The following is a 23270-nucleotide window of genomic DNA, read 5'->3' on the forward strand; positions in this document are numbered from 1 at the left end:
CTGACACTGCAGATAACAATGGCACAATATCAGATTTACATGAAATGTATGCTATTTAATTGACTTTTGCAATACCCTGCTGCGAAAAAGTAGCCTTTTGTTGCGATCGTGTTCTCACAGCGCTGCGAAGAGAGTCACCATCAAGCCTCTTAAAGATGGCGCACATGGCCCGCCAGTATTCTGCGTAGTTATGGCACCAGTTATCCGGTTTTACTCCACATAGAGTCGCCAGGTCCTGGTGCTGATACTCGTCCTTTCCCGCCAGCTCTGCTTTTACGTCCTGCGCCGCCAGCCAGATAAGTTTCTTCAGCCGCTCCATCGTCTTGCCGGCCACCTTTTTAGTACCGAGTTGTTCCCGGAACTCTCCCCATGCCCACTGGGTTATCGCTACCTGGTACTCGAAGCGGATGTTCTCGCTGTAGTTCCACAGCAGCCATGCTTTCTGGTGATCTTCCAACGACAGCAAAGCGCGGCGCCATGAGGCGGTAACAAACTCAACCGGACCCACCAGCGCGATGGATGAGCCTTTGGCCCGTGACTGGCTGCCGCTCATCGGTGGGCCGTCCGGGTTGACCATGCGCTGCTTATCTTTGTCGAATACTTTTTTCCGTCCCCGGCTGCGTGCCGTCGCGGTGAGTTGCGCGTTCTCGGCGAAGGCCATCAGCTGCCCTTTCGTCGCCCCGCTCAGATCTGCGGTCGCCACAATGAGCTGCTGACGTACGTATTCCAGTTGCTGATTGTTCATTGTGCGGCTCCTGCAGAATGATAGATGCGAACGAAGTTACGGAGAATTCGGTAATCCACCAGCACGGAACCCGGGCGGCGGTAAATCCGGAGGCGCTGCCAGCGAGTACGGAAAATCTCTAACGTTTCTGGCTTCATGCTGCCTCCATTTCGGTTATTGTCAGCTCGAGCTTCCCACCTTTGACGATCGGCATTCTCTTCACGCTGTAGTAGTCGACTTGCTGGTCATCGAGCCAGAACCCGGACTTAGTCAGCGCGTCAAATGCGGCCTTTTGCAGGTTGTCCAAGTCACGGCGGCGGCGATCCGGCATGTGGCACTCGATGCGGATTTTCACGGACGCGGTCAGGCCGATATCCAGCATTGAGTCCTTGATGATTCTGGCGACGCTATCGCGGTACGCGTGCCCTTCTGCGCTGATATGCGCGCGCCCGCGGTTATGTCGGTAGTAGCGGTTGTTGCTTGGCGGCCACGGGAGACTGATGCGATATTCATTCATGCTTTTACGAGCCCCTCTTTTAGCCAGATAACCTGCGTGCGGGCCATGCCCTCCAGCGCGCACTCCTTTGCATATTCGGCATCGACCAGACGAGTACGGCGATCAATCTCGTCGTGGCAGCTGCTGCAGGCGATGGTTGCGATCAGGTCTGGGGGCTTTATTCCGGTACCGCAGAGGCCAGCAATACGGATGTGGGCCAGTACCGAGGTTTCGGGATTGCCGTTACATACGCCAGGGATGCGAACCTGGCATTCGCGGCCGCGTGCCGCTTTGCACAAATTAGCCATGCGCCCTCCGTGCCGCGAGACGCAGCCATTTCTGATCCACCAGGCGGGCGGTGTAGTCCTTCAGGGTCGGGATGTCGGACGGCTTAACCGCGGGCTTACGCTGGCGGCGCGCCGGAACGCGGAATATTTCGTTGGTGATGACGCGTGCGAGAGGACTACCCACGGGAAGCCCTCCACTTTTGCGCCCAGGCGATGCGCTTACTGGATACTTCGGAGAACTTCACGCCGCGGTTGGTGCCGAACCAGTAAATCGCCTCGATGACGTCGACCATGTAGCGCTTGCTGGATTTTGATGTGCGAACGCCGAAATAAACGCGGCCGCCGTTGATTCCCGGCGCGGATTTCTGTTCCTGGTCCTGAGTCTGATTCACCAGAACGGTGATCAGGTCCTTCCACTCTTCGCGGGTCAGCTTTTCACCGTGCCAGACAACCTGATCAGACAGGTCTTTCAGCAGCGGCCACATCAGGCGGTTCTGTTTGTCAGTGCGGGTCTCTTCCCGGGCCTCAACCACCATCGGCGCTCGAGGGTTAACTGGCAGGGTGCGAATGTACGCTATGAGGTTGTCTTTAACGGTGTCGTTAACGATGCAGTAGTGCTGTTTCATACGCCACCCCCGAGAGGTAACGCAGAATGCAGAAAATCGCAGGTGCATTTCTGCATCTGTGACAAGGTGAGGAGTTCAGATTGTGGTCGCATTTAAGTCCCCTTAAATGCGCAGAAGTCACCGGAGTTGTTCAGGCCCCGATGACTTAATTATGGCGGGATGATTGCTGGAAATCAAATCGCTTTCACGGCTTCAGGTAAGCCTTCAATTTTTCGATTTGGCTTTCTCGGTAGGCTATCTCTTTAGCGATCTCATCCAGACGACCTTTATTATATTCACCCTCAAGAGCGTCCTCACATATAGCGGTTTCTTCTTCCAAAAGTTCTCTAATTTTTCGCTGATGATGTGCTATTCCCTGCCTTGCACCTTCAGGGGTAGATTCAAATTCTATCGTCATTTTGCATCCTCCTGTTTCAGATAAACCAGATCGATACCTTTCGGTAAAGTTATCGACTGCTCACGATAAAACTTCAGAAGCTCAAGAAAGTAGTCCCGCAATTGCTCTGGCTGTTCTCGCATCACCACCTCAGCAATAACCGGCATGTTCAGACGCTCTTTGTACGCCACGCCGGAGGCTGCAAGGTCAACGTTAACCTTGTCGCGTTCTACCTGCGGCTTCGCTGCTATGTTCCAGTCAGACATATTACACCCCTACCAAAAATGGATAATTGGCATTCATTTAACGGTATGAGATAAATCTTATCAATGCCAAATATGGCGGGATGGCTGAGCGGCCGAAAGCGGCGCATTGATACTGCGCAAACCGGAAACGGTTCGTGGGTTCGAATCCCACTCCCATTAAAGGGGTCGACAAATGTCGGCCCCTTCTTATTTATCACCCTTATGGTTTCGGTGCCGCCGCAATCATCGCCGCGTAGCACAGCTTAGCCCGGTGCGCTGCTTGCTGGCATCCACTCATAGCGTCGTATGCTTCCCACTCCTTCACGTCGCTGAAGCTCTCATCAGGCTCTGATTCAAAGCCATTGACGACCATGTCTTCTGTCGGCTCAACCGGCACCATAACCCAACCATCCGGAATCACCGGAGAGTTGCCATCGGCACCCTTAAGCATGGCGGTACGGCAGGCGTTCCAGATTTTCTGAGCCAGGAACTTATCGCCAATGTTATGTGCCAGCAGACTGATAATCTGACCAGCCAGACCTTTTGGCATTTCCTCCGGCACTACCGGCGCTGGAGGGGTTGTGTAAATAATTCGGCGTTTACCGCGGCGCTCTGAATCGTATTGGTCGTAAAAGTCTTTGTTCACATCCTCCCAATGCCATTGCAGTTCACCATTGCCGTCATGGTGGCAGAATTCACATTGATAAATTGGCTCAGCGTCCAGTGAAGCAAGCGCGATACGAGCCAGTTCTACGGTCGCCGGTGTGTTGTGGGTTTCGCCAAATTTATTGCTCAACCACACATCCTGTGCGATGTGTTTCTTCGCATGTTCTATTAACTGCTTGGTGAATTCTCTGGAAATAGTTCTCATGATGCCTCTCCTTTACCGGCTGCGGCGGGGTGGCAATAATGCGCCCCATCAGGCTTGTGGGTTAAATCAAGCTCACACTTACATCGTGGGCAGACTGCTATCGGCTTGCAGCCTGCTGCAACAATCGCTTCAATAATCTGGTATTCATTGATTACTAACGGGCAGTCGGTATCGCCATCCGGATAGAATGATTCAGGCAATTTAATTTTTACTTTTTTCGCCTCCAGCTCAGCAATCCGCTTCTCTGCTGCTTCAAGCGCTGCTATCAACTCGTCGGTATAGCTCTCTACTGCTGATGCCATAATCCGAAGTTCAGCGGTATGCACTTCCATAGTCAGACGAGATAAGCGGTGCTGATTGGCGTATTTCGGAACGCCTAATAATCCATGTTTGTCGATGTTGCTCATTGGGCGGCCTCCTGGCGAATGTCATTGGCGAACTCAGCAGCGTCATCTGCTCGTTGACGATATTTCAATCGTGATGACTCGCTGATGCTAATTCCTGGGTCTGTTTCGTTTGCAATGGCATACCAGGCCTTGGCCAAACGTTCCACACCCTGCGCCCGCACTTCAGCCAGGAAAGCGTCGGTAGTAGGGCAGATTGTTTTGAGCTCTTCCTCACAGGCATCGATAAGTCATGAAAAATCTCTCCATGCTCCTCAAACAGACGGTCATCTGTTGCATTGGCCCAGCCCCTGGCCAAAGCCTTCAACCCCGCATTCTCCGCAGCCAGAGCCGCGCACTTGGCTTCAAGTGCGGCGTAGTCTTCGTAACCGACCATATCGCCCTCGACGCTCTCTACCACGTCGCAATGGCACGAATGCTCATCACAGGCCACCCACTCATAACGTTTGATACTCATACCCCTACTCCCCCCCAAACCATCAATACCCGCTTCATCGCCGCGCTGTTGCGGCACTCCTGGAAAATTGTGTTCTCGCCGTCGCGGTTGATCGGCTTCCCTTCATCGTCTTCGGCGGCCACGTACACATTGGTGCGCCAGTTACGTTCGCGAAGGACAATCTCGCCGTTCTGCCGCATCTTGAACGATGCCGCCAGTACCTGAGAGCGGGACACTCCGGTTGCTTCGCATACCAACTCCGCAGTGAATGAGCCATAACCTTCCAGATACCACTCGATAGCCTCTCTTCCAGTCATCTCACACCATCCCGTTCGACTTGTTGCGGTTGTACTTCGCCTGAAGCAGCTGGATAGGCGTAGGCCCGTGTTCGGCAGCAGGTGCTGCAATTGCCCGGCGCACCGGCGGTACTGGTTTTCCCTCGGTGACGCGCCTCTCCCACATGTCCAGCAGATCGCCCGCCTCTCGCGCCAGCTCACCATGCGTTAACTGGCGTTCTGTACTGCGGTGGCGCAGCTCGACGCAGATGTGGTACATGACCGGCTGAGACCAGGGGAATTGCTCACTTGAGGTGAACTCGAACGAACGGTTACGCCAGTCCCAGTATTCTGCGATCACCTGGTCAACGGTGATGCCCAGCGCGCCGCCACTCTGCTTGCACCAGGCGACGAACTGGCCCGGTGACGGAAGGAATGGGCGCTCCTGGCGGCGGGCTATGCGCATACCGGCATCGACTTGAGCCATTGAGTGGATCCCGTTCTCCTGAAACGCCAGCAGCCACTGACGGCGGAATTCGTTCAGGTCGTCCTGGGTACGGAAGTTCGCCATGCTGGCCGGGAACGCGGCACGCAGCTCGTTGAACAGGTTGTTGAATACCTGTGCCACCTGTTCGACTGGCGCGCGCTCCTGGTACTGCTCTGGCAGGTTATGGGCCATGCGGCTCATCTGCTCGCGGTCGTGGTTATGCATCTGCTCTGCAAGAGATTTCATCGCATCACCCCATAGGCCCAGTCAGTGTTATTGAAGTCCAGATCTGGTTTAGCGGCTGGCTTGACAGTGAACTTCGGCTTAAACAGTCCCTGATATCCGTTCGCAATACTGGTGTTGATCACGTCGACCGGGTTGTGTCCGTCGTCCATGCACTCTTTCAGCAGCTTGAACGCCTTCGTGACGGTCAGCTCAGTTTTGATCGGCTTGCCAGAATGTTTACGGTAGGCAATCCATTCCTCCCAGGCGGTTTGATTCAGCCATTCAGGAACGTCAATTCCGAGCGGATCAAACTTGCCCTTCCCCCTTGGGGGATTAGAGGGGGTATTAGGTTTTATATTTGTCTTTGGAAGAATGTCTTTGGTGTTCCCTGTTTTCAGGGATACCTTTCCCTGTTTTTGGGGATGGTTATCCCCGATTTCAGGGATGGTTTTTGAGGTGATTTTGCTATCCCCGATTTCAGGGATGGTAATAACCTGCGTTACAACTTCAGCGACCGGAAAACTGACCGGGCACTTTGCACATTTTGGCTTTGTGTAAGCCCAGCTATCCAGGAGCGTGTTAATCCCGATGTAACGTGTCTGCCCGATTCTGCGCATCTTGATGATGTTGCGATAAGCCAGGCTGAGCACAGCTTCAGAAACGTGCTTAACGGCCAGTCTGGTTTTATCTGCAATGAGACTGTTGGTGATCCGGTCCTCTTTCTTGGACCAGCCATACGTCAGGCGAACAATAGCATTCAGCACGCGGAATTCACGCCCCGAAAGCTCTACGAAACACAGGGCATCCTGAATCTGGTTAGCAAGGCGAAGGTAGCCATTTTCCAGATCGGCCATGCGATTCTCCTGCTGCGCAGGTTTAAGCGCAGGGAAATTGATAATTTCAGCAGTGTTTGACATACTTACTCCTGCAAAGAGTCCAAACAATTTGCGCCTGAAAGTCGGTTCTGTTCGCGCAGACCGGCTTTTGCCCTTTCTGTAGTTCTCACATAACCCCCAGCATCGACGTGACCATCGTCATCAACGGCCCTACCTGCTCCGGCATGAGGCGGAACAGCGACGCTATACCCTCGCTTACCTCTTTCAGTTTCTGATGTTCTGGAGCGTCCAGCAGCACGGCCTGCTTAGCCTCTGCGAGTTCTTTCTCGGCTTCAGCCAGACGAGACATTTTGCAATCGGCACCGATCAGGCGAGTGCGATACTCAACCGGCAGCACGGCCATGATTGCCGGTGTCAGCTGGCGAACGTTCTCGCGGTACTGCTCGGAGTCGAAACGGTTATCCAGGAAGCGAAAAAGCTTCTGCCGCGCCCGGCTGATGTCTTCCGGGAAGCTGATGGTGGTTCCGCCCTGCTCCCGGTATTCGCTGATGATCAGCGCCGAAACGACGTCCTGATTGTCCAGCGCCGATGACCATGCCCGAACCGCGTCGCGGATCTTTTCGTGGTCTGGCGCCGCCTTAGGTTGAGCGCGGTTTATCATCGCTCCCGGGGGTATTCCGGTATTGTGTTGATACACAAGTGAATGCATTTGCTATTCCTGATGTTCCTGCTTCTTACTGTGAGGAAATTCGCGATACTCGACCGCCTGAACCTCGCCAGTAGGAAGCTTGTTGATGAAAATCTGACGGCCGACCCTGATCGCTTTGCTAATTGCCGTTTGGTGGACGCCAATGGCATCAGCTGCTTTTACCTGACCAACCTCGTCGACATATTCAGCGAGTGAAATTTTCATTTTTTAACGTGGCTCCTTACGGTTGATACAAAAACAATACCATAAGTATTAAAACATGCAATACCGGCGGTATTTTTAAATTAATAGCTCAGGTATTAATATCTGATAATGGAAAAGAAAAAAGAAATCACACCGACTCAGGCTGAGGACGCAAAGCGCCTTAAAGCCATCTATGAGGCGAAGAAAAAAGTACTCGGAGTTACCCAGCAGTCTATTGCTGACGAGTTGGACATAACTCAGGGTGCGGTAGGCCATTACCTAAACGGCAGGAATCCACTCAACGTTCCAGTAGCATCTGTTTTTGCTCGCCTTCTTAAAGTTAGCGTTGAGGAATTCAGCCCGACTTTGGCTAAAGAGCTTTCCGAAATGGGGCTAGCCAGCTTTAATGAGCCATCAGTTCCGTATGTAGTCGGATATACACAAGGTAAACGCTATCCGGTGATTAGTAGCGTACAGGCGGGTTCATGGTGTGAGGCTTTAGAGCCATACTCGATTAAGGATGTTGATCAGTGGCTGGAATCAGATGCTCACATTCAGGGAGATGCTTTCTGGTTGCGTGTTGAAGGGGATTCAATGACTGCGCCCGCTGGTTTAAGCATACCAGAAGGCACGTTTGTGCTTTTCGATACCGGACGAGAACCAATCAATGGCAGCCTCGTTATCGCTAAACTATCTGATTCAAACGAAGCTACATTTAAGAAATTGATCATTGATGGAGGCCAAAAATACCTCAAGGGCCTTAACCCGCAGTGGCCCCTCGTTCCCATCAATGGTAATTGCAGAATTATCGGTGTTGCGATTGAGACGAAGCTAAAGCTCGTTTGATAAGTTTGCAAACAGGGGCGTTTTCGCGCCTCTATTTGCACTGACCGGCGACCCTGCCCACCATTGCCTTCGTTGAATCTATCCCTCCAAAACCAGATAGCGTTTTGCTCATCAATACAACACCATCAGGCTGTACAACCCAAGTCTCCATGGCGTGCTTTCCAGGTTCAGTGGTAAGCCCTACAACAACATTTTTACTCATAGCTCGATAAACCATGCCTCCACCATCAAGACCGTCATACAGTACTGCCGCATTATCGCCATCAATAACGATTGTGAATGTTCCAGAAAACGCGTCGTCAATCCGCGAATACCCTTCTCTCTCACTGTAGCTTGACCCTTTAAGATCTTTCACAGTCCAGCATGATGCGTTTGCAACCATCGGTAAAACTAACGCCGCAGCTATAAGTAACCTCATTTTCCCTCTCCAATAAAGTTCAAAACCCCATCAATACTAGCCGCTCTGCTCGCTTACAAAAATATTTCTTCCTTATTTTCATGAACATAATACCGCTGCACCAATTATTAATACCGCCAGTATTGATTTATATTAATACCGCTAGTATTGTTTACTCATCGAAACGAAACATCGACAGCTGAGCGAAGTTAGCCAGCGGCGGACAGCAAGTCGCCTGCTTCTTTAACAAATTAGACTGAGTGACAGGCAGCCGTAGCGCTCCTGGCAAAAAGAAATTGCACCCGATGGGATCGAGGTAAGCACTGTGTCCGTATGCGTACGGTAGGTGTAGAGGACCACGCTGCGATGCGCTGATAAGTCACTCAATTTGAAACGCTCCGATGATGGGGCGCTAATTCACCTTAGAGGAGTGATTTCAATGGAGCATTAAAGCGGACAGACCGCACTTTCAAGCCGCAGTAATGATGCGGCCCCGAGTCTCCATGAGAGAGCCAGACGCAGGTCCGAACTGCGACATACCGCTGGTCAGGGTTAATCGAGGAAAAGGGTATGCCGGTAAAGCAGCGCGAACGCCAGACGCGCGCCGGTTATGAGCGGCGATGAGCGACAGCAACTCAAGGGCATGAGCGCGGCCACTGCGAGAGTGTGGCGAAACAACTGAAGCTTAAATTCAAGCTTCAGTTTTAAAGTTAATGACTTTCTTTATTTAATCGTTTGTATTCTTTAACAAGATATTCATAGACATCAGTTATAGCCTTTCCGTTCCCCGCAGCACCTAAATTTCCAGCTTTTATCAATTCAAGTATGACCTGTTGGGCTGCTGCTTCCGCACTATTTTTTGGGTTAATAACATCACTCATAAGATCTCCTTTTTCATTAGAAAACATCGAACTACATGGTTGAGTAAGCCATAGATGATCTAACACGCGATCTTGAATTTAGCAACTACGGAAAAAGGAAATCCATACCTCAATCGCTTCACCGAGGCGGCTTAGTTATGACAACCGGCGGCCATCCACCGCCCATTAGCGCAGAAGTCTTGTATTAACCGTTCCGTTCGCCGCGATAAGGCCAAGAGGAAATCATGGTAAACCAGCAGCAGATCAGAGAAGCCCAACGGCTCGCGTCGTTCGCGGTGCTCCATCGCAATGCTCCGGCGTGGGAAGAAGCAAAACGCCTTTACGCCGTCGCCATCGGGAGGACTCTTCACTGATGGAAACTTTATTCGCACTCGTCCTGACCGTGGCAATGACCAACGGTGATTATCAGGATGTCATTCTCGGCGTTTACTACAGCCAGCATGAATGCAGCCAGGCAGCTACAGAGCAAAAAGTAACAGCTGAATGCTGGCCGGTAGAGAGCATCCTCCGCAACGGTGAGATCCCGGCGAAATCCATCGCGCAACAGTAACCACCCTGTTCAACAGATCGGCCTGGCATTACGCGGGCGGCCTTCGCACGCACTTTTTAAGGAGTCTTTATGCAACCTTACGAGCGATTAACCTCTGAACGTCTGGCAAGTTTGCCAGAAGGATCCCGACTAAAACTCGGCGGGCAAATTATCAAACTTACCGGGCGCGGGTCATTTACCAACAGCGCCGGGCGCACCGAGAACATGATCGAGTATGTCGATTCACGTGGTGTGCCAGGCAGTTTTGCGGAAAGCATCATTCTCGACTCAGCTACCGAGCACCTCAGCTCTGTAATGTGTGCTTACTGCGGCGCTCGGCGTCATAAGAGCGATTGCACTGTTCAGACAGTATCAACCTACATGTCGACGGCACAAAAGCATTTCTGCACCGACAAAGGCTGCGCTGAGAAGTTCTTCCGCCAGAACCCATCCCGCGCCAAGACATCACGGAGAACGCGATGGTAACTCACCAGACCGGATTGCTGATGGTTGCCATGCTCTGCCTGCTGTATGACCTGCAGCCGGCAGACCTCGAATCACTGGCCCACCAGCTCGCAGAATTTGACGCAGTTAACGACCACCTTACGGAGATTAAGCATGTTGCGAGTTATTGATACCGAAACTACCAGCCTGGAAGGTAGTGTGCTGGAGATTGCCAGCGTTGATATTGTCGACGGTGTTATCTGCAATCCCATGAGCGACTTTGTGAAGCCCACTGAAGCGATCAGCTTCGAGGCTATGGCTATCCACCATATCACTGAAGATATAGTCGCTGACGCCCCGCTGATTGGCGAGGTTATCGGGCGTTACCTTGGCGCGCAGGCTTACGTCGCACACAACGCGAAATTCGATAAATCTAAGCTGCCGCAAATCGACGCCCCCTGGATCTGCACCGCTAAGCTGGCCCGCGCTCTTCTTCCTGATCACCCAAGTCACAGCAACCAGTATCTGCGTTACAGCCTTGGCCTGAAACCTGAACTGCCGGAAGGTCTGTATGCGCACCGCGCGCTGTATGACTGCTACGTCACTGCTGAAATGCTTCTGTACATGGGCCGCCTGGCGAAATGGACGTTTGGCGAAATGCGCGCCATTTCAAACAGCCCATCACTGATTAAGGCGATCCGGTTTGGCAAGCACAAGGGCCTTACGTTCGAAGAGATTGCGAAGGTCGACCCTGGCTATCTCCGCTGGTTGTCCAGCAACAGCGACGACGAAGACATTCTCTTCACCATTAAACACTGGCTTAAGGGGTAATTCATGGCGGTGATGACTCTCATCCTTGCCGACTCCGGGTATGGCAAGACGTACAGCATCCGCAACGTTAACCCGGAAAACGCTATTCTCGCTCGCTGTATTCGTAAGGCCCTACCGTTCCGAAATACCGGCTGGAAACTCCATGGTAAACGCCTGCCTGATAACACCATCCAGCGTGGGAACGTGGTTGATATCCGCAATGGTAGGCATCTTCTCGATGTGATCCGTAACGCCGCGATGAGTGGCCGCAAGATACTTATCATTGATGACTTTCAGGCTGTCATGCAGCACGAAAACATGGACCGGGCCTACGAGACTGGCTACACCAAATTCACCGAAATGGCGGAACACGCCTGGCGCATCATTGAAGCAGCAACCCAGCTCCCTGACGACTTTCGCGTTTACTTCCTCGCCCATACCGAAGAGAGCGAAGGAAAAATCAGGATGAAGACCGTTGGCAAGATGCTTAACGAAAAGCTCACACCCGAAGGCTACTTCCCTATCGTTCTGCGCATCATCAAGCGCGACGGCAAACACCTTTTCCTGTTGAAGGGCGACGACAACGACACCGTGAAATGTCCTCCTGACCTTTTCGGCCCAGAAGTTACTGACATGGATAACGACCTGGCGGCGTTCGACAACGCAATTTCTGAATTCACTGACTTATAAGAGAGATGACGATGAACCAACCAATCAGCTTTACCTGGAACCAGCAGTCGGCCGAAGCAGCTCTCAAAGCAGGATCCTCCGCTGGCATTTCTGAAACCGGCGCATACGAAGGGGTGATCACCTCCGCAGTGTATGAGTTCGGCAAGGACGGATCACAGTCGCAGGCACTTGTTCTTTCGATCGACGCTGACGGCCAGAAAGCAAACTTCCTGCGCATCAACTTCCTCGGTCGCGACGGCACACAGACTTTTGGTATGGGTTTGATCGCCGCCATCATGTGGGCTGCGCAGGTTAAAGACGCTCAGGCGCAACAGCGCCAGGGGCAAAGCAGTCCTGAATGGTGTCTGCCAGCACTGGAAGGGAAGCGTGTCGGCTTGTTTCTGCAAAAAATCCTCACCACCAAGACAGATGGCAGCGACAGCTACAAATTCGAAGTCCGGCATGTTTTCCAGCCGGGAAGTCGTCTGACCTATAAAGAGTTCACCGACAAAACGCCAGCAGAAGCGATTGCTACGCTCGAACGCACCATGAAAGACAAAGACGACCGTAAACCTCACGATTCTTCTCGCGGGGGCTGGGGTGCACCATCACATAGCGGCGGCGGATGGAGTGGTAATCAGCAGGATCCGAATGCGGTCCCTGAATCTCGCCTGCAGCAGGCCAACCGTCAGGTATCGCAGAGCAATCAAAATCCTCAGTTCGACGATGACATTCCCTTCTGAAAGGCATCGCTATGACTCACGCTCACGACGACATAAGGGTTGGCACATTGTGCCTTCCTTTCATTGGTAACGGCTGGCTAATGCCATGGGGTGAAGTGGTCAGCAATACATTAAAGGCGCAGCGGCTCGCTGAGGAATATCGGGAAAGGCAGGAGGCAGCATGAGCAAAGTAGGCGATTATTTCTTTGAATTCCCGGCGTCGCGAGGCGCTCAGGGCAGTACAATAACTTACATGATTACGGCCCCTGCCCGTGCATTGACCCGCATTCTTGCGTCTGACAATCACGGCAGTACGCTCGAGCGTTCGCAACGCGAAATTAACCAGGCTCGCGTGAAGAAGTTTTACCAGTACCTCGTCAATGCCTATAAAAATAAAGAGCCCTTCATCATCCCGCCCCTGGTCGGAAACTGCGACTCGGTTATCGAGTTTGAAGAGTTCGGCAATACGAATATGGGCGTCGCACGCTTCCCGATGGATGCTGTGATCAAACTGTTCGACGGCCAGCACCGCGCTGCAGGGTTAACGGAGTTCTGCCGAACTTATGGCGAGCCGATAAGCATACCGCTGATGTTGACGCACGATCTCCCGCTGAAGGCACGCCAGCAGTTCTTCTCTGATATTAACAACAACGTCTCCAAACCATCAGCTGCGATCAACATGGCTTATGACGGGCGCAACGATGTCGCCCAAGGGATGGTGACGTTTCTGTCTCATCACGACACCTTCGCAGAGGTGACCGACTTTGAGCACAACGTCGTTCCTGCTAAAAGTAAGTTGTGGGTGAGCTTCAAAGCGCTGAGCGACGCGACGGCCAAATTTGCCATTGCGGGAAGTAAGCCGCTGGAAATGGGCGATATCGAATCCATCTGGGAAGCATGGCTGTCCCTTACGCAGATTGAGGCAATCCGCCACGGCACCAGCCAGGCGGACTACAAGCGCGACTACATACAGTTCCACGCGGTGATGATCAATGCCTTCGGATATGCCGTTCAGCGTCTCATGGCGGATCATCCAATCGGAGATATCGTCAAGATGATTAATGAGTTGGCAAGCAATGCAGGCTCCTCAGAGATGGAAGATTTCTTCCTGATTTCTCGATGGGGTGGTGTATGCGTCAACGCCGAAAAAGACCGGCCAACGGTCATTGCCTCCGTTCCGGCGCAGAAATCGGCTGCTGAGCGGCTCGTCCAGATTATCCTGGCGAAAAGCCTAGGAGAATAATTATGACTATGCAGATGCACTCAATGCCCTGGCCTGAATCTCAGGCCATTTTTTTGTCCAAAACTTATCTGTACCTGGACATGGATGAGCTGTGCGCAAAGTTACAACGCACCAAAGCATCTATTCAGATGAGGGCCAGCAGTATGGGGCTTTACCGTTGCGGGAAATTAACCATCAATGATCTGCAATTGATAGAAGCCCTGCTGGATGCTGGGCTTGAGCATGCGGATATCGCAAGTAAATTCGAACTCTCGGTAACTCAGCTGGTGAAAGTTCTGGGAACAGAGTCCTTTCATTGCGATTTATGCGACACGTTCTCAGCGGCAATGCGCTCTGCATACTGGAAATTCGACGGAGAGCCGCAAAGAACTTATAGCTGCTGTCCGGCGTGTTGCCGGGCGATGGTGGAAAGCTTTAACGCAGGACACGACGGACCCGTGCTTGCGCGCAGACGGGAGGCTGTATGACCGGCAAATACTCTCTTATCTACGCAGATCCGCCCTGGTCTTACGGCAATACCATCAGCAACGGTGCCGCCGCCGACCACTACTCCACCATGAAACTCATCGACATTAAGCGTCTGCCAGTGTGGGAACTGGCTGCCGAAAACGCCGTGCTCGCAATGTGGTACACCGGCACGCATAACCAGGAGGCCATCGAACTGGCCGAGGCCTGGGGTTTTACCGTTCGCACGATGAAGGGCTTTACCTGGGTGAAGCTGAATCAGAATGCGGAGCTGCGCATCAATAAGGCGCTGGCAGAAGGAGAAATCACCGACTTTTACGACTTCCTCGATCTGCTTAATGCCGAGACGCGCATGAACGGTGGCAACCACACCCGGGCCAATACCGAAGACTTGCTGATTGCTACCCGCGGCGCCGGGATTGTGCGAAAGCACTCCGGTATTAAACAGGTGGTCTACAGCCCGCTCGGCGCGCACAGCGAAAAGCCGTGGGAAGTTCGCCACCGGCTGGAGCTGCTTTACGGAGATGTGCCGCGCATTGAGCTGTTCAGCCGCAGCGCAGCGCCAGGCTGGCACCACTGGGGAAATCAGTGCGCCACCGCCGCGGTTGAATTGTTACCCGGCTGTGCAATTGAAGTTTTAAAAATGGAGGTGGCATGAATGAGTTGGCTCTTTTCGCAGGCGCTGGCGGAGGAATACTCGGCGGCCACCTGCTTGGATGGGAAACAGTATGCGCAGTTGAACGTGATGCCTACGCCGCACAAGTTCTCGCGCAACGACAAAACGATGGAATTCTCCGACCTTTCCCGATTTGGTCTAACGTGTGCAGTTTTGACGGAAAGCCGTGGCAAGGAATTGTTGATGTCGTTTCAGGCGGCTTTCCGTGCCAGGACATTAGCGCAAATGGTCATGGTGCCGGCATCAATGGACGCCGTTCCGGACTGTGGGCAGAAATGGCGAGAATCGTCAGTGAGATACGACCTGCGTTCGTCTGCGTGGAAAACTCTCCGCGACTCAGAGGAAAAGGTCTTGCTGTGGTCATCGGTGACCTTGCCGAAATGGGGTATGGCTGCGAGTGGTTTCGTCTTTCAGCATCGAACTGCGGAGCGCCCCATGAAAGAGACAGGATGTGGATTGTGGCCTACAGCGAAGGCAACGATTCGGGGCGATTGTCCAAGCGAGCGCTTACGCAGAACCCCGGACCTGCCCAGTGCGATAAAAATGCGCCTGTTACCGAATGGGTCGGAGCCACCCCAGGATGGACAACTGAACCCGGAATGGGTCGAGTGGTTCATGGGCTGGCCCATCGGGTGGACAGAGTTAAAGCCCTTGGCAATGGACAAGTTCCAAGAGTGGCAGCGGCAGCATTCTCCATTCTTAAACAAAATTGAGGACGCAGCATGAAGGCACTAATCACCGGGTCGCTAAAGCGGCCTTTTTTATTACTGGCGTTCAACTTCAACCGAGTTAACCGACAGTTCCGGGAGCACTGACCATGGCCGACATCATCGATACCGCAGCAGAGATTGAAGAGCTTCAGCGTAACGCCGCCCTTTCCGCTCACCGAGTGAACCGCAACGCGGTATCAGCTGAGCGTTGTGAAGAATGCGACGAACCAATACCCGAGCCGAGACGCGCTGCCGTTCCCGGCTGCCAAACGTGCGCGGAGTGCCAAGGTGTTATCGAACTGAGGAAAAAGCAGCGAGGTGCGTGATGTTTGCACTCATTCAAAGAGGTCAGATTTACGCTGACCAGCACGCCTGGCCCGTCATCATCCACAGCTGCACATCACAAATAGTCCGCTACTGGCGACAGGGCCGGATTAACACCGCTTCAATCGACCGATTCAACAATGACTTTGAGCACCTCGATCATCGTGAGGCTGCACAAATACGCGCCGAACTGCAGACGAGCGAGCACATTAAATCGCTGCGTGCCCAGCGCGCGGCATGAGGAGGTTAACTAATCATCCCAAAGTGTTTCATCGCTTGATCGATAAGCGGGACAAAATTATCCGGGCATTCATACACCCTTGAGTCAGGAGAAATGCGGTTCGGTGCCTTCTTCATCTTGAACCCATGCATATGCTTAACATGAGCGATATGACACGTCTTAACACTGACACCATGATGATATTTCACGTATTCCTGAATCTGCTTGTAGGTTGCCATCAGTCTCTCCTTTTTAATGCGACTTAATATACATCACAGAGAATTTACTTATAGCCAAATATGAGCAAACTTTTTAAGCACTGACGTTATAATTTTCTCGTGGAGGAATTATGCCGGAATTAAAGATTAAACCGCCGAAACCTGTCGCTGTAAGTAAGCGAATTATCAAAGGTTTGAGTCGCTGCGAAAGATGCAACAAGACGAGACTGGAATGCAGACGCATTAACATGTCGGATGGTTCAAAAATAGTTGCATGCAAAGACTGTATGGGTGCCAAAGCCATTACAGGTAAAAAGCAAAAGAAATTAAAGGCTCTCGAAATACCTACAGCTTTCGAGTCTTCGCGAAGAAAGCATTAACCCGCATCAGCCGCCCCAGAGGCGGCTTCTTTTTACCTGATTTCGAATAATCAACACGACGCAACAGACGTGGGTATACTCATGCCGGTTGCCAGGAGTCATCTATGGCGCAGGTCATTTTCAATGAAGAGTGGGTCGTTGAAGCCAGACTGACTGAAAGAACCGGCCTTAGTGAAGGGCAAATCAAAAGTTATCGGCTGAAATTGTGGATCGAAGGCGTTCATTTCAAAAGGCTCACCGCTGAAGGTGAGACCGATAACCGGAATGGTGTTCTTTGGTACAACTACCCCCGAATAAACCAGCTTGTTCAGGAGGCTTGATGGGTTTTCCAACTGGGGTTGAATTGCATAATGGAAAAATCAGGATCACCTTCACTTATCGTGGCATTCGCTGCCGCGAAGTCCTCCGGGGTTGGGCAGCAACCAGCGGGAACGTTAAAAAGGCTGGTAATTTGCGGGCTGTGATCGTCAGTGAAATACAGATGGGGAAATTTTGTTATGCGGATCATTTTCCCGAATCTAAAGCGCTGAGTAAATTTTCCACTACAAAGAGAATCAACACGTTTAGTGAACTATGTGATCTGTTCACTGATGCAAAACAGTTTGAAATTTCTGCAGCCTCGATGCAAACGCTGTCTTCAAACGTAAACACCCTACTCCGCGAAATTGGCAGGAACACCACGATTTCAGAGATCCAGCACGCTGATCTGTTGAACTACAGGAAGCAACTTTTGACTGGGGATGTAGTCAATCCGGCAATGCCTCAACTGAACAAACAAGGGCGTTCTCCGTCAACTGTGAACATGCTCATGCGCGTGTTGGTAGAAATGTTGAAGCTGGCCAACCGTAGCCAGTTTATTACCCATTCCCCATGGGAGGGGCTTTCGTATCTCAAAACCTCAAAAACAGACCCTGACCCTTTAACGCTTGACGAGTATCAAAGCATGCTTGCGGCAATGCCTGTTAAGCATCGTCCGATATGGATCTTGGCGGTACACACCGGCATGAGACACGGTGAGTTGTGCGCTCTTTCCTGGGGGGATATCGACCTCAACAAAGGGGAAATACATGTATCCAGAAACCTCACGAACAAAGGTCTGTTTGTTCCACCGAAAACAGATGCGGGCATAAGAACGATTACACTTTTGAAGCCTGCCCTGGAGGCATTAAAAGAGCAGTTTTTATGCACCGCCCACCTCGATCAAAAAGAAATTGTCTTCCACCACCGCGAGCATGGAAAAACGGAAAAACAAAGCCTGCGTTTTGTGTTTGTTCCCCAGAAATCGAAGGTTAAAAAACCTCATTTTTCAAAGAGCGCTATATCCTATGGCTGGAAAGTCGGGATGGAGCGGGCAAAAAACAGAGCGCGCGATCCTTACCAGTCTCGCCATACTTATGCGTGTTGGTCACTTTCAGCGGGTGCAAACCCTTCTTTTATCGCTTCCCAGATGGGCCATGAAGACGCGCGTATGGTTTACGAAGTATATTCAAAATGGATCGGGGATATGAATAGCGATCAGGTGGATATGCTCAATTCCAGAATGCCTACTGCTATGCCCCCAGGATGCCCCAAAGCTAAGTATCTGCTTAAAAAAGTGTTGTGAAATTAATTACCTAAAAACATTACCAATAATATCAGGTGGATTACACTTCATAGTGCGGCCCCGCTTTTTCCCGCGCCGGACAACCTGAGGATGACAATCATGGGAAGCAAGAAGAAAACCAGTGTCGCAGTTGATGTCATAAAGCATGAGCCGTTAAAAACGAAAGAGTATGAAAAAGAGCTTCGTCGCCTCCACGTTGAACTGGTTAAGCTCCAGCAGTGGGTCGTCGCAAAGGGGTTAAAGGTCTGTATTGTCTTTGAAGGGCGCGACGGTGCCGGTAAAGGCGGAACCATTAAAGCCATCACTGAACGCGTTAGCCCACGCGTCTTCCGGGTTGTTGCGCTCCCCGCTCCGACGGAAAAAGAGAAGACCCAGCTCTATTTCCAGCGCTATGTCCCCCACCTGCCAGCCGCCGGCGAAATCGTCATTTTTGACCGCAGCTGGTACAACCGTGCGGGCGTTGAACGGGTGATGGGATTCTGTACACCGGAGCAGGTCGAGAAGTTTCTTGATGGCACGCCGGTGATGGAAAAAGCAATGGTGGATGCCGGGATCATCCTGCTCAAATACTGGCTGGAGGTCACGCCGAAAGAACAGGAGCGTCGTCTGCGCGATCGTATCAACGACGGGCGAAAGACCTGGAAATTATCTCCAATGGACATTAAGTCTTTCAATTTGTGGGATGAATATACCGTGGCACGAGATGCGATGTTTGCAGCCACCGACACCGCCTGGGCACCGTGGTTTGTCGCCCGTTCGGAAGATAAAAAACGCGTGCGCCTGAACATTATTTCGCACCTGCTGGCGCAAATCCCGTACAAAGCCATTCACATCGAAGCGGTGAGTTTGCCGAAGCGTAAGATTGGTAAAGTGAAGCCGACCCAATACCCGTTCCGATATGTTGAAGAGCGTTTTTGACTGAAGCGTTCGCGGGTCATTCTCTGACCCGCAAACGCGGGACTTACGGCATCCCTTTCGTACTGTCCTGTTTCGCTTCCAGCCGCTCAACGTCACGGTACCAGCGCGGGTGGTGTTTCTGCGCCCAGCGGCGGCTCACCTTCCCTTCAATCATGCCTTTAATCGACCCTTTGACCCAGAAGGCCATATACATGTGGATCAGGATGGCGTGGATCAGAATAATGGCTGACGTCGCGTGAATGAGCAGCGCGTAGCGAATCACCTGAATGGGGAAGTAGTGCGCAAAGTACGGCCGCCAGATAATGACGCCGGTGACCAGCAGAACAAAAATCATGCTCATGATGGTCCAGAACATCATCTTCTGCCCGGCGTTGTATTTCCCGACCTTCGCAACCTTATGCTCATTGCCCTTCAGAACCTCAATAATCCCCTTCAGCCATGGAATGTCATGCTTGTCCGGAATATTGTGATGTACGAAGCGCGCAAACATAAACATCAGCACCACAAAAATCAGCACGCCGAAGAACGGATGCAAGATACGCCCCATCTGTGGCGTCCCGAAGGTTTCCGTCAGCCACTGCAGCGTCGGGAAGAAAAAGGAGATCCCCGAGACCGCCACCAGGAAGAAGCAGATCACTACGGTCCAGTGACAGGCGCGGTCGACAAACTTCGTGCGCACAATCCATGACTTACTCATGAGGTTCCTCCTCGTCGTCATCCACCTCTTTGTTGGGTCCGATACCGATGTAGTGATAAATCAACCCGGCGAAAGTAGCGATAAAGCCCGCCGCAGAGAGCGGTTTGAGCGCCCCTTTCCACAGGTTGATCGAGGTATCGATCGCAGGATCTTTCGGCAGATTGTGGTACAGCTCCGGCTGGTCGTTATGGTGCAGAACATACATCACGTGTGTTCCCCCCACACCCTGCGGGTTATAAATGCCCGCACTGGCGTAACCGCGCGCTTTCAGTTTGTCCACGCGCTGCTGGGCTACCTCCAGCATCTCTCTTTTTGTCCCGAAGTGGATAGCCCCGGTCGGGCAGGTTTTCACGCAGGCAGGCTCCTGCCCGACGCTCACGCGATCGACACACAGGGTGCATTTGTAGACCCGGTTATCCTCTTTACTGAGGCGCGGAATATTAAACGGACAGCCCGCAATGCAGTAGCCGCAACCGATGCAGTTATCCTGCTGGAAATCGACAATTCCGTTGGCGTACTGGACGATGGCCCCGGCTGACGGACAGGCCTTCAGGCATCCCGGATCTTCGCAGTGCATACAACCGTCTTTACGGATCAGCCACTCCAGCTTGCCGTTCTGATCGGTTTCGCTAAAACGCATCACCGTCCAGGATTTGGCACTCAGGTCCGCCGGATTATCGTAAACCCCGACGCAGTGTCCCACTTCATCGCGGATATCGTTCCACTCCGAGCAGGCCACCTGGCAGGCTTTACATCCCACGCAGGAAGTGACATCGATAAGCTTGGCGACTTCTGCCTTATCATCCCGCGCACGAGGCGCGGGGGTGATAGAGTTGGTCGCGGAGCGTTTAATAATGTCCTGTGTTTCCATTGCCATGTATTCGCTCCTTACGCTTTCTCGATGTTGACCAGAAACGCTTTGTACTCCGGCGTTTGCGAGTTGGAATCGCCGACGTTTGGCGTCAGGGTATTGGCGAGGTAGCCTTTTTGCGCCACCCCTTCAAAGCCCCAGTGCAGCGGAATACCGACGGTTTCCACCTGCTGACCATGCACGTTCAGCGCCTGCAGACGGCGCGTAACCACCGCAACCGCGCGAATAAAGCCGCGCTTGCTGCTCACCTTCACGCGGTCACCGTTGGCAATACCCTTCGCTTTCGCCAGCGTTTCGCTGATCTCCACAAACTGTTCTGGCTGGGCAATGGCGTTAAGCCGTGCATGCTTGGTCCAGGTATGGAAATGCTCGGTCAGGCGGTAGGTTGTCCCGACATACGGGAACCTGTCCTTCTTGCCTAAACGCAGGACGTCCTCTTCATAGATACGCACCACCGGACTGGATATGACGTTCGGGTGCAGCGGGTTGGTTCCGAGCGGCGTTTCCATTGGCTCGTAGTGTTCCGGGAATGGCCCCTCCGCCAGCTTATCGAGGGCAAACAGGCGTCCCAGCCCTTCCGGCTGCATGATAAACGGCCCGGTCTCACTGCCCGGTGCGGCGGTGCTGAAGTCCGGAATATCGTTACCCGTCCATTTGCTGCCGTTCCATTCGATCAGCATCCGTTTCGGATCCCACGGTTTGCCGTTGATATCCGCAGAAGCACGGTTGTACAGCACGCGACGGTTCAGTGGCCATGCCCACGCCCAGCCCAGCGTATTGCCCAGCCCTGACGGGTCGGCGTTATCGCGGTTCGCCATCTGGTTACCCTGCTCCGTCCAGCAACCGGTGTAGATCCAGCATGACGACGCGGTCGTGCCGTCATCCCGCAGCAGCGCGAAGCTGTTGAGCAACTGCCCTTTCTTCGCCAGCAGCGTGCCGTTCGCGTCATACAGATCCGCCAGCGCAACGCCGTTATTCTCTTTGGCGACCTCTTCTGATTCAGGATGGTCCGGCTGTTTGTAATTCCAGCTCATCCTCAGCAGCGGTTCAGCGCCTTTCCCCCCTTCGGTGCGATACATTTCACGTAGACGATGGTAAATCCCGGCCAGGATTTCGCCGTCGTTACGCGCTTCACCCGGTGCATCCTGGCCTTTCCAGTGCCACTGCAGCCAGCGGCCGGAGTTGGCAATCGACCCGTCTTCTTCTGCAAAACAGGTGGACGGCAGGCGGAATACTTCGGTCTGAATCGATGCGGGATCGACGTCGTTCATCTCGCCGTGGTTCTGCCAGAAGTTGGAGGTCTCGGTCACCAGCGGATCGATAACCACCATGTATTTCAGTTTGCTCAGGCTGCGAACGACCTTGTTTTTGTCCGGGAAAGACGCCACCGGGTTAAAGCCCTGGCAGATGTAGCCCGTAACGTTGCCCTTATCCATCATGTTGAAATACTTAATGACGTCGTAGGCCTGGTCCCATTTCGGCAACCACTCGAAGCCCCAGTCGTTTTCCTTCTGCGCGGCATCGCCATAGAACGACTTCATCAGGCTGACGAAGAACTTCGGATAGTTACTCCAGTAGTTCACCTGATCGGCACGCGTCGCTTTTGGCGTGTTGGCCGCCAGATAGCTGTGCAAATCAGTCTGCTTTTCAGACGGCAGCGTCAGATAGCCTGACAGGCTGGTCGACAGCAGGCCCAGATCGGTCAAGCCCTGAATATTGGAGTGTCCGCGCAGGGCGTTCACGCCACCGCCGGCCATCCCCATGTTTCCGAGCAACAGTTGGATCATTGCCATGGTGCGGATGTTTTGCGCACCGACGGTATGCTGCGTCCAGCCGAGCGCATACAGGAACGTCGTGGTTCTGTCGGCGGCGCTGGTTGACGCCAGTACATCACACACCTTGAGGAAATCTGCTTTTGGCGTGCCGCAGATATTCTCCACGACGTCCGGTGTATAGCGGGAAACATGCTGTTTCAGCAAATTCCATACGCAGCGCGGATGGCTCAGGGTCTCATCGCGTCTGGCGTAGCCGTTTTCATCGAACTGGTAGTTCCAGGACGATTTATCGTACTGCCGTTTTTCCGCGTCATAACCGCTGAACAACCCCTCTTCAAAGGCAAAATCATCCCGTACCAGGAGGCTGGCATTGGTGTAATGCTTAACGTATTCAGCGTTAATTTTTTTGTTTTCAATCAGATACAGCAGAACGCCCGAGAGGAACGTAATGTCCGTACCGGAGCGAATAGGCGCATAGATATCCGCCACCGATGCCGTACGCGTAAAGCGCGGATCGACAACGATCAGCGTCGCATCGTTATTGTTTTTCGCTTCCATCGCCCAGCGGAAACCCACCGGATGGGCTTCAGCGGCATTACCGCCCATCACCATCACGACGTTGGCGTTTTTAATATCAACCCAGTGGTTGGTCATCGCACCGCGACCAAATGTTGGAGCAAGACTTGCTACCG

Annotated in this window: 39 protein-coding genes and 1 tRNA gene; 18 read left to right on the forward strand and 22 right to left on the reverse strand. The window is 52.7% G+C overall.

Annotated elements, in window-relative coordinates:
* Positions 1-55: 55 nt before the first annotated feature.
* From QLG09_RS17160 to QLG09_RS17195, 8 genes are all read right to left on the reverse strand, one after another.
* Complete coding sequence (locus QLG09_RS17160; RefSeq protein WP_282489163.1) at positions 56-745, reverse strand: bacteriophage antitermination protein Q; 690 nt, start codon at positions 743-745, stop codon at positions 56-58.
* Positions 742-882, reverse strand: a complete 141-nt coding sequence (locus tag QLG09_RS17165) for a YlcG family protein (RefSeq protein ID WP_014170197.1) — start codon at positions 880-882, stop codon at positions 742-744. Before QLG09_RS17165 ends, QLG09_RS17160 begins: the two co-directional genes overlap by 4 nt.
* Positions 879-1241, reverse strand: coding sequence for a crossover junction endodeoxyribonuclease RusA (gene rusA, locus QLG09_RS17170; protein ID WP_282489164.1), 363 nt, complete (start codon positions 1239-1241; stop codon positions 879-881). Before rusA ends, QLG09_RS17165 begins: the two co-directional genes overlap by 4 nt.
* Positions 1238-1528 (reverse strand): DUF1364 domain-containing protein, encoded by a 291-nt coding sequence (locus QLG09_RS17175; protein WP_014170199.1) that lies wholly within the window; start codon positions 1526-1528, stop codon positions 1238-1240. The genes rusA and QLG09_RS17175 overlap by 4 nt, the downstream gene beginning before the upstream one ends.
* Complete coding sequence (locus QLG09_RS17180; RefSeq protein ID WP_263730014.1) at positions 1521-1691, reverse strand: NinE family protein; 171 nt, start codon at positions 1689-1691, stop codon at positions 1521-1523. Before QLG09_RS17180 ends, QLG09_RS17175 begins: the two co-directional genes overlap by 8 nt.
* Positions 1684-2133: a recombination protein NinB gene (locus tag QLG09_RS17185; RefSeq protein ID WP_282489165.1), complete on the reverse strand. Its 450-nt coding sequence runs from the start codon at positions 2131-2133 to the stop codon at positions 1684-1686. The genes QLG09_RS17180 and QLG09_RS17185 overlap by 8 nt, the downstream gene beginning before the upstream one ends.
* Positions 2134-2317: 184 nt before the next feature.
* Positions 2318-2530, reverse strand: coding sequence for a hypothetical protein (locus tag QLG09_RS17190; protein WP_282489166.1), 213 nt, complete (start codon positions 2528-2530; stop codon positions 2318-2320).
* Positions 2527-2775 (reverse strand): DNA polymerase III subunit theta, encoded by a 249-nt coding sequence (locus tag QLG09_RS17195; RefSeq protein WP_282489168.1) that lies wholly within the window; start codon positions 2773-2775, stop codon positions 2527-2529. Before QLG09_RS17195 ends, QLG09_RS17190 begins: the two co-directional genes overlap by 4 nt.
* 74 nt (positions 2776-2849) lie before the next feature.
* Here QLG09_RS17195 and QLG09_RS17200 point away from each other — a divergent pair.
* Positions 2850-2934 (forward strand) — tRNA-Ile (locus QLG09_RS17200).
* Positions 2935-2974: 40 nt separating this feature from the next.
* On the opposite strand, the gene QLG09_RS17205 is transcribed toward QLG09_RS17200, so the two are convergent.
* The 8 genes from QLG09_RS17205 to QLG09_RS17240 all read right to left on the reverse strand — a co-directional run bounded on the left by QLG09_RS17205 (position 2975) and on the right by QLG09_RS17240 (position 7201).
* The gene (locus QLG09_RS17205; protein WP_282489169.1) at positions 2975-3625 is read right to left on the reverse strand and encodes a hypothetical protein; all 651 of its coding nucleotides are present in this window, start codon (positions 3623-3625) and stop codon (positions 2975-2977) included.
* On the reverse strand, positions 3622-4032 hold the full coding sequence (locus QLG09_RS17210; RefSeq protein ID WP_282489170.1) for a hypothetical protein: 411 nt from the start codon (positions 4030-4032) through the stop codon (positions 3622-3624). Before QLG09_RS17210 ends, QLG09_RS17205 begins: the two co-directional genes overlap by 4 nt.
* 64 nt (positions 4033-4096) lie before the next feature.
* Positions 4097-4486 (reverse strand): hypothetical protein, encoded by a 390-nt coding sequence (locus QLG09_RS17215; RefSeq protein ID WP_282489172.1) that lies wholly within the window; start codon positions 4484-4486, stop codon positions 4097-4099.
* Complete coding sequence (locus QLG09_RS17220) at positions 4483-4782, reverse strand: protein ren (protein ID WP_282489173.1); 300 nt, start codon at positions 4780-4782, stop codon at positions 4483-4485. Before QLG09_RS17220 ends, QLG09_RS17215 begins: the two co-directional genes overlap by 4 nt.
* A 1-nt stretch (position 4783) precedes the next feature.
* Positions 4784-5473 (reverse strand): replication protein P, encoded by a 690-nt coding sequence (locus QLG09_RS17225; protein ID WP_282489175.1) that lies wholly within the window; start codon positions 5471-5473, stop codon positions 4784-4786.
* Positions 5470-6369: a replication protein gene (locus tag QLG09_RS17230; protein WP_348994672.1), complete on the reverse strand. Its 900-nt coding sequence runs from the start codon at positions 6367-6369 to the stop codon at positions 5470-5472. The genes QLG09_RS17225 and QLG09_RS17230 overlap by 4 nt, the downstream gene beginning before the upstream one ends.
* A gap of 85 nt (positions 6370-6454) precedes the next feature.
* Positions 6455-6997 carry a toxin YdaT family protein gene (locus QLG09_RS17235; RefSeq protein ID WP_282489177.1) on the reverse strand — a complete coding sequence of 181 codons (543 nt, stop codon included), beginning with the start codon at positions 6995-6997 and terminating at the stop codon, positions 6455-6457.
* A 3-nt stretch (positions 6998-7000) separates the two neighbouring features.
* Entirely contained in the window at positions 7001-7201 is a 201-nt protein-coding gene (locus QLG09_RS17240; RefSeq protein WP_014170208.1) for a Cro/CI family transcriptional regulator, read from the reverse strand.
* A 108-nt stretch (positions 7202-7309) separates the two neighbouring features.
* Between QLG09_RS17240 and QLG09_RS17245 the strand changes: the two genes are divergently transcribed.
* The gene (locus QLG09_RS17245; RefSeq protein ID WP_063925175.1) at positions 7310-8026 is read left to right on the forward strand and encodes an XRE family transcriptional regulator; all 717 of its coding nucleotides are present in this window, start codon (positions 7310-7312) and stop codon (positions 8024-8026) included.
* A gap of 31 nt (positions 8027-8057) precedes the next feature.
* On the opposite strand, the gene QLG09_RS17250 is transcribed toward QLG09_RS17245, so the two are convergent.
* Together QLG09_RS17250 and QLG09_RS17255 are read right to left on the reverse strand one after the other, a co-directional pair.
* The gene (locus tag QLG09_RS17250; protein WP_063925176.1) at positions 8058-8444 is read right to left on the reverse strand and encodes a hypothetical protein; all 387 of its coding nucleotides are present in this window, start codon (positions 8442-8444) and stop codon (positions 8058-8060) included.
* A gap of 689 nt (positions 8445-9133) precedes the next feature.
* Complete coding sequence (locus QLG09_RS17255) at positions 9134-9304, reverse strand: hypothetical protein (RefSeq protein WP_282489180.1); 171 nt, start codon at positions 9302-9304, stop codon at positions 9134-9136.
* A gap of 352 nt (positions 9305-9656) precedes the next feature.
* Here QLG09_RS17255 and QLG09_RS17260 point away from each other — a divergent pair, with 352 nt between their 5' ends.
* From QLG09_RS17260 to QLG09_RS17320, 13 genes are all read left to right on the forward strand, one after another.
* Positions 9657-9854 carry a DUF1482 family protein gene (locus QLG09_RS17260; protein ID WP_282489181.1) on the forward strand — a complete coding sequence of 66 codons (198 nt, stop codon included), beginning with the start codon at positions 9657-9659 and terminating at the stop codon, positions 9852-9854.
* A 69-nt stretch (positions 9855-9923) separates the two neighbouring features.
* Positions 9924-10319: a hypothetical protein gene (locus QLG09_RS17265; RefSeq protein WP_282489183.1), complete on the forward strand. Its 396-nt coding sequence runs from the start codon at positions 9924-9926 to the stop codon at positions 10317-10319.
* The gene (locus QLG09_RS17270; protein WP_164474756.1) at positions 10313-10468 is read left to right on the forward strand and encodes a hypothetical protein; all 156 of its coding nucleotides are present in this window, start codon (positions 10313-10315) and stop codon (positions 10466-10468) included. Before QLG09_RS17265 ends, QLG09_RS17270 begins: the two co-directional genes overlap by 7 nt.
* A complete protein-coding gene (exoX, locus tag QLG09_RS17275; protein WP_282489184.1) occupies positions 10452-11108 on the forward strand; it encodes an exodeoxyribonuclease X in 657 nt (218 codons plus the stop codon). Before QLG09_RS17270 ends, exoX begins: the two co-directional genes overlap by 17 nt.
* Positions 11109-11111: 3 nt before the next feature.
* Positions 11112-11777 (forward strand): hypothetical protein, encoded by a 666-nt coding sequence (locus QLG09_RS17280; RefSeq protein ID WP_045307571.1) that lies wholly within the window; start codon positions 11112-11114, stop codon positions 11775-11777.
* 11 nt (positions 11778-11788) lie between these two features.
* The gene (locus QLG09_RS17285) at positions 11789-12499 is read left to right on the forward strand and encodes a hypothetical protein (RefSeq protein WP_282489185.1); all 711 of its coding nucleotides are present in this window, start codon (positions 11789-11791) and stop codon (positions 12497-12499) included.
* Positions 12500-12510: 11 nt separating this feature from the next.
* Positions 12511-12663 carry a DUF1317 family protein gene (locus QLG09_RS17290; protein WP_252589866.1) on the forward strand — a complete coding sequence of 51 codons (153 nt, stop codon included), beginning with the start codon at positions 12511-12513 and terminating at the stop codon, positions 12661-12663.
* On the forward strand, positions 12660-13721 hold the full coding sequence (locus QLG09_RS17295) for a DGQHR domain-containing protein (RefSeq protein ID WP_282489186.1): 1062 nt from the start codon (positions 12660-12662) through the stop codon (positions 13719-13721). The genes QLG09_RS17290 and QLG09_RS17295 overlap by 4 nt, the downstream gene beginning before the upstream one ends.
* A 2-nt stretch (positions 13722-13723) precedes the next feature.
* Positions 13724-14188 (forward strand): hypothetical protein, encoded by a 465-nt coding sequence (locus QLG09_RS17300; RefSeq protein WP_282489187.1) that lies wholly within the window; start codon positions 13724-13726, stop codon positions 14186-14188.
* On the forward strand, positions 14185-14844 hold the full coding sequence (locus QLG09_RS17305; protein ID WP_282489188.1) for an MT-A70 family methyltransferase: 660 nt from the start codon (positions 14185-14187) through the stop codon (positions 14842-14844). Before QLG09_RS17300 ends, QLG09_RS17305 begins: the two co-directional genes overlap by 4 nt.
* Positions 14841-15575, forward strand: a complete 735-nt coding sequence (locus QLG09_RS17310; protein ID WP_282489189.1) for a DNA cytosine methyltransferase — start codon at positions 14841-14843, stop codon at positions 15573-15575. Before QLG09_RS17305 ends, QLG09_RS17310 begins: the two co-directional genes overlap by 4 nt.
* Positions 15576-15679: 104 nt before the next feature.
* Positions 15680-15898 carry a TraR/DksA family transcriptional regulator gene (locus tag QLG09_RS17315; RefSeq protein WP_282489191.1) on the forward strand — a complete coding sequence of 73 codons (219 nt, stop codon included), beginning with the start codon at positions 15680-15682 and terminating at the stop codon, positions 15896-15898.
* The gene (locus QLG09_RS17320) at positions 15898-16137 is read left to right on the forward strand and encodes a DUF4222 domain-containing protein (protein WP_282489192.1); all 240 of its coding nucleotides are present in this window, start codon (positions 15898-15900) and stop codon (positions 16135-16137) included. Before QLG09_RS17315 ends, QLG09_RS17320 begins: the two co-directional genes overlap by 1 nt.
* A 5-nt stretch (positions 16138-16142) precedes the next feature.
* Here the strand turns inward: QLG09_RS17320 and QLG09_RS17325 are convergent, their stop codons facing one another.
* On the reverse strand, positions 16143-16355 hold the full coding sequence (locus QLG09_RS17325; protein ID WP_282489193.1) for a hypothetical protein: 213 nt from the start codon (positions 16353-16355) through the stop codon (positions 16143-16145).
* 463 nt (positions 16356-16818) lie between these two features.
* Here QLG09_RS17325 and xisR point away from each other — a divergent pair, with 463 nt between their 5' ends.
* The 3 genes from xisR (at position 16819) to ppk2 (ending at position 19235) form a co-directional block, all read left to right on the forward strand.
* Positions 16819-17034, forward strand: a complete 216-nt coding sequence (gene xisR, locus QLG09_RS17330) for an excisionase family protein (RefSeq protein WP_014170215.1) — start codon at positions 16819-16821, stop codon at positions 17032-17034.
* On the forward strand, positions 17034-18317 hold the full coding sequence (locus QLG09_RS17335; protein ID WP_282489194.1) for a DUF3596 domain-containing protein: 1284 nt from the start codon (positions 17034-17036) through the stop codon (positions 18315-18317). Before xisR ends, QLG09_RS17335 begins: the two co-directional genes overlap by 1 nt.
* A gap of 99 nt (positions 18318-18416) precedes the next feature.
* Positions 18417-19235: a polyphosphate kinase 2 gene (gene ppk2, locus QLG09_RS17340; protein WP_025204134.1), complete on the forward strand. Its 819-nt coding sequence runs from the start codon at positions 18417-18419 to the stop codon at positions 19233-19235.
* A gap of 43 nt (positions 19236-19278) precedes the next feature.
* On the opposite strand, the gene fdnI is transcribed toward ppk2, so the two are convergent.
* The 3 genes from fdnI to fdnG form a co-directional block, all read right to left on the reverse strand.
* A complete protein-coding gene (gene fdnI, locus QLG09_RS17345; RefSeq protein ID WP_020884059.1) occupies positions 19279-19932 on the reverse strand; it encodes a formate dehydrogenase-N subunit gamma in 654 nt (217 codons plus the stop codon).
* Positions 19925-20809 (reverse strand): formate dehydrogenase subunit beta, encoded by an 885-nt coding sequence (gene fdxH, locus QLG09_RS17350; RefSeq protein ID WP_014170219.1) that lies wholly within the window; start codon positions 20807-20809, stop codon positions 19925-19927. Before fdxH ends, fdnI begins: the two co-directional genes overlap by 8 nt.
* Before the next feature lie 11 nt (positions 20810-20820).
* On the reverse strand, positions 20821-23270 hold a 2450-nt coding region (fdnG, locus tag QLG09_RS17355; protein WP_282489196.1), incomplete at its 5' end, for a formate dehydrogenase-N subunit alpha.

The sequence above is a fragment of the Enterobacter sp. V89_11 genome, from assembly GCF_029967775.1.
GTDB lineage: Bacteria > Pseudomonadota > Gammaproteobacteria > Enterobacterales > Enterobacteriaceae > Enterobacter > Enterobacter ludwigii.

What these genes read in the sequence shown, in the direction of transcription:
- QLG09_RS17210 (WP_282489170.1), bottom strand. Translation starts at nt 4,032, where the DNA reads ATGAGCAACATCGACAAACATGGATTATTAGGCGTTCCGAAATACGCC.
- QLG09_RS17285 (WP_282489185.1), top strand. Translation starts at nt 11,789, where the DNA reads ATGAACCAACCAATCAGCTTTACCTGGAACCAGCAGTCGGCCGAAGCA.
- rusA (WP_282489164.1), bottom strand. Translation starts at nt 1,241, where the DNA reads ATGAATGAATATCGCATCAGTCTCCCGTGGCCGCCAAGCAACAACCGC.
- QLG09_RS17205 (WP_282489169.1), bottom strand. Translation starts at nt 3,625, where the DNA reads ATGAGAACTATTTCCAGAGAATTCACCAAGCAGTTAATAGAACATGCG.
- QLG09_RS17300 (WP_282489187.1), top strand. Translation starts at nt 13,724, where the DNA reads ATGACTATGCAGATGCACTCAATGCCCTGGCCTGAATCTCAGGCCATT.
- QLG09_RS17235 (WP_282489177.1), bottom strand. Translation starts at nt 6,997, where the DNA reads ATGCATTCACTTGTGTATCAACACAATACCGGAATACCCCCGGGAGCG.
- QLG09_RS17220 (WP_282489173.1), bottom strand. Translation starts at nt 4,782, where the DNA reads ATGACTGGAAGAGAGGCTATCGAGTGGTATCTGGAAGGTTATGGCTCA.
- QLG09_RS17195 (WP_282489168.1), bottom strand. Translation starts at nt 2,775, where the DNA reads ATGTCTGACTGGAACATAGCAGCGAAGCCGCAGGTAGAACGCGACAAG.
- QLG09_RS17335 (WP_282489194.1), top strand. Translation starts at nt 17,034, where the DNA reads ATGGGTTTTCCAACTGGGGTTGAATTGCATAATGGAAAAATCAGGATC.
- xisR (WP_014170215.1), top strand. Translation starts at nt 16,819, where the DNA reads ATGGCGCAGGTCATTTTCAATGAAGAGTGGGTCGTTGAAGCCAGACTG.
- fdxH (WP_014170219.1), bottom strand. Translation starts at nt 20,809, where the DNA reads ATGGCAATGGAAACACAGGACATTATTAAACGCTCCGCGACCAACTCT.
- QLG09_RS17255 (WP_282489180.1), bottom strand. Translation starts at nt 9,304, where the DNA reads ATGAGTGATGTTATTAACCCAAAAAATAGTGCGGAAGCAGCAGCCCAA.
- QLG09_RS17305 (WP_282489188.1), top strand. Translation starts at nt 14,185, where the DNA reads ATGACCGGCAAATACTCTCTTATCTACGCAGATCCGCCCTGGTCTTAC.
- QLG09_RS17175 (WP_014170199.1), bottom strand. Translation starts at nt 1,528, where the DNA reads ATGGCTAATTTGTGCAAAGCGGCACGCGGCCGCGAATGCCAGGTTCGC.
- QLG09_RS17185 (WP_282489165.1), bottom strand. Translation starts at nt 2,133, where the DNA reads ATGAAACAGCACTACTGCATCGTTAACGACACCGTTAAAGACAACCTC.
- QLG09_RS17245 (WP_063925175.1), top strand. Translation starts at nt 7,310, where the DNA reads ATGGAAAAGAAAAAAGAAATCACACCGACTCAGGCTGAGGACGCAAAG.
- QLG09_RS17165 (WP_014170197.1), bottom strand. Translation starts at nt 882, where the DNA reads ATGAAGCCAGAAACGTTAGAGATTTTCCGTACTCGCTGGCAGCGCCTC.
- exoX (WP_282489184.1), top strand. Translation starts at nt 10,452, where the DNA reads ATGTTGCGAGTTATTGATACCGAAACTACCAGCCTGGAAGGTAGTGTG.
- QLG09_RS17295 (WP_282489186.1), top strand. Translation starts at nt 12,660, where the DNA reads ATGAGCAAAGTAGGCGATTATTTCTTTGAATTCCCGGCGTCGCGAGGC.
- QLG09_RS17310 (WP_282489189.1), top strand. Translation starts at nt 14,841, where the DNA reads ATGAATGAGTTGGCTCTTTTCGCAGGCGCTGGCGGAGGAATACTCGGC.
- QLG09_RS17225 (WP_282489175.1), bottom strand. Translation starts at nt 5,473, where the DNA reads ATGAAATCTCTTGCAGAGCAGATGCATAACCACGACCGCGAGCAGATG.
- QLG09_RS17315 (WP_282489191.1), top strand. Translation starts at nt 15,680, where the DNA reads ATGGCCGACATCATCGATACCGCAGCAGAGATTGAAGAGCTTCAGCGT.
- QLG09_RS17260 (WP_282489181.1), top strand. Translation starts at nt 9,657, where the DNA reads ATGGAAACTTTATTCGCACTCGTCCTGACCGTGGCAATGACCAACGGT.
- QLG09_RS17250 (WP_063925176.1), bottom strand. Translation starts at nt 8,444, where the DNA reads ATGAGGTTACTTATAGCTGCGGCGTTAGTTTTACCGATGGTTGCAAAC.
- QLG09_RS17270 (WP_164474756.1), top strand. Translation starts at nt 10,313, where the DNA reads ATGGTAACTCACCAGACCGGATTGCTGATGGTTGCCATGCTCTGCCTG.
- QLG09_RS17215 (WP_282489172.1), bottom strand. Translation starts at nt 4,486, where the DNA reads ATGAGTATCAAACGTTATGAGTGGGTGGCCTGTGATGAGCATTCGTGC.
- QLG09_RS17290 (WP_252589866.1), top strand. Translation starts at nt 12,511, where the DNA reads ATGACTCACGCTCACGACGACATAAGGGTTGGCACATTGTGCCTTCCT.
- QLG09_RS17190 (WP_282489166.1), bottom strand. Translation starts at nt 2,530, where the DNA reads ATGACGATAGAATTTGAATCTACCCCTGAAGGTGCAAGGCAGGGAATA.
- QLG09_RS17160 (WP_282489163.1), bottom strand. Translation starts at nt 745, where the DNA reads ATGAACAATCAGCAACTGGAATACGTACGTCAGCAGCTCATTGTGGCG.
- QLG09_RS17320 (WP_282489192.1), top strand. Translation starts at nt 15,898, where the DNA reads ATGTTTGCACTCATTCAAAGAGGTCAGATTTACGCTGACCAGCACGCC.
- QLG09_RS17230 (WP_348994672.1), bottom strand. Translation starts at nt 6,369, where the DNA reads ATGTCAAACACTGCTGAAATTATCAATTTCCCTGCGCTTAAACCTGCG.
- ppk2 (WP_025204134.1), top strand. Translation starts at nt 18,417, where the DNA reads ATGGGAAGCAAGAAGAAAACCAGTGTCGCAGTTGATGTCATAAAGCAT.
- fdnI (WP_020884059.1), bottom strand. Translation starts at nt 19,932, where the DNA reads ATGAGTAAGTCATGGATTGTGCGCACGAAGTTTGTCGACCGCGCCTGT.
- QLG09_RS17265 (WP_282489183.1), top strand. Translation starts at nt 9,924, where the DNA reads ATGCAACCTTACGAGCGATTAACCTCTGAACGTCTGGCAAGTTTGCCA.
- QLG09_RS17280 (WP_045307571.1), top strand. Translation starts at nt 11,112, where the DNA reads ATGGCGGTGATGACTCTCATCCTTGCCGACTCCGGGTATGGCAAGACG.
- QLG09_RS17325 (WP_282489193.1), bottom strand. Translation starts at nt 16,355, where the DNA reads ATGGCAACCTACAAGCAGATTCAGGAATACGTGAAATATCATCATGGT.
- QLG09_RS17240 (WP_014170208.1), bottom strand. Translation starts at nt 7,201, where the DNA reads ATGAAAATTTCACTCGCTGAATATGTCGACGAGGTTGGTCAGGTAAAA.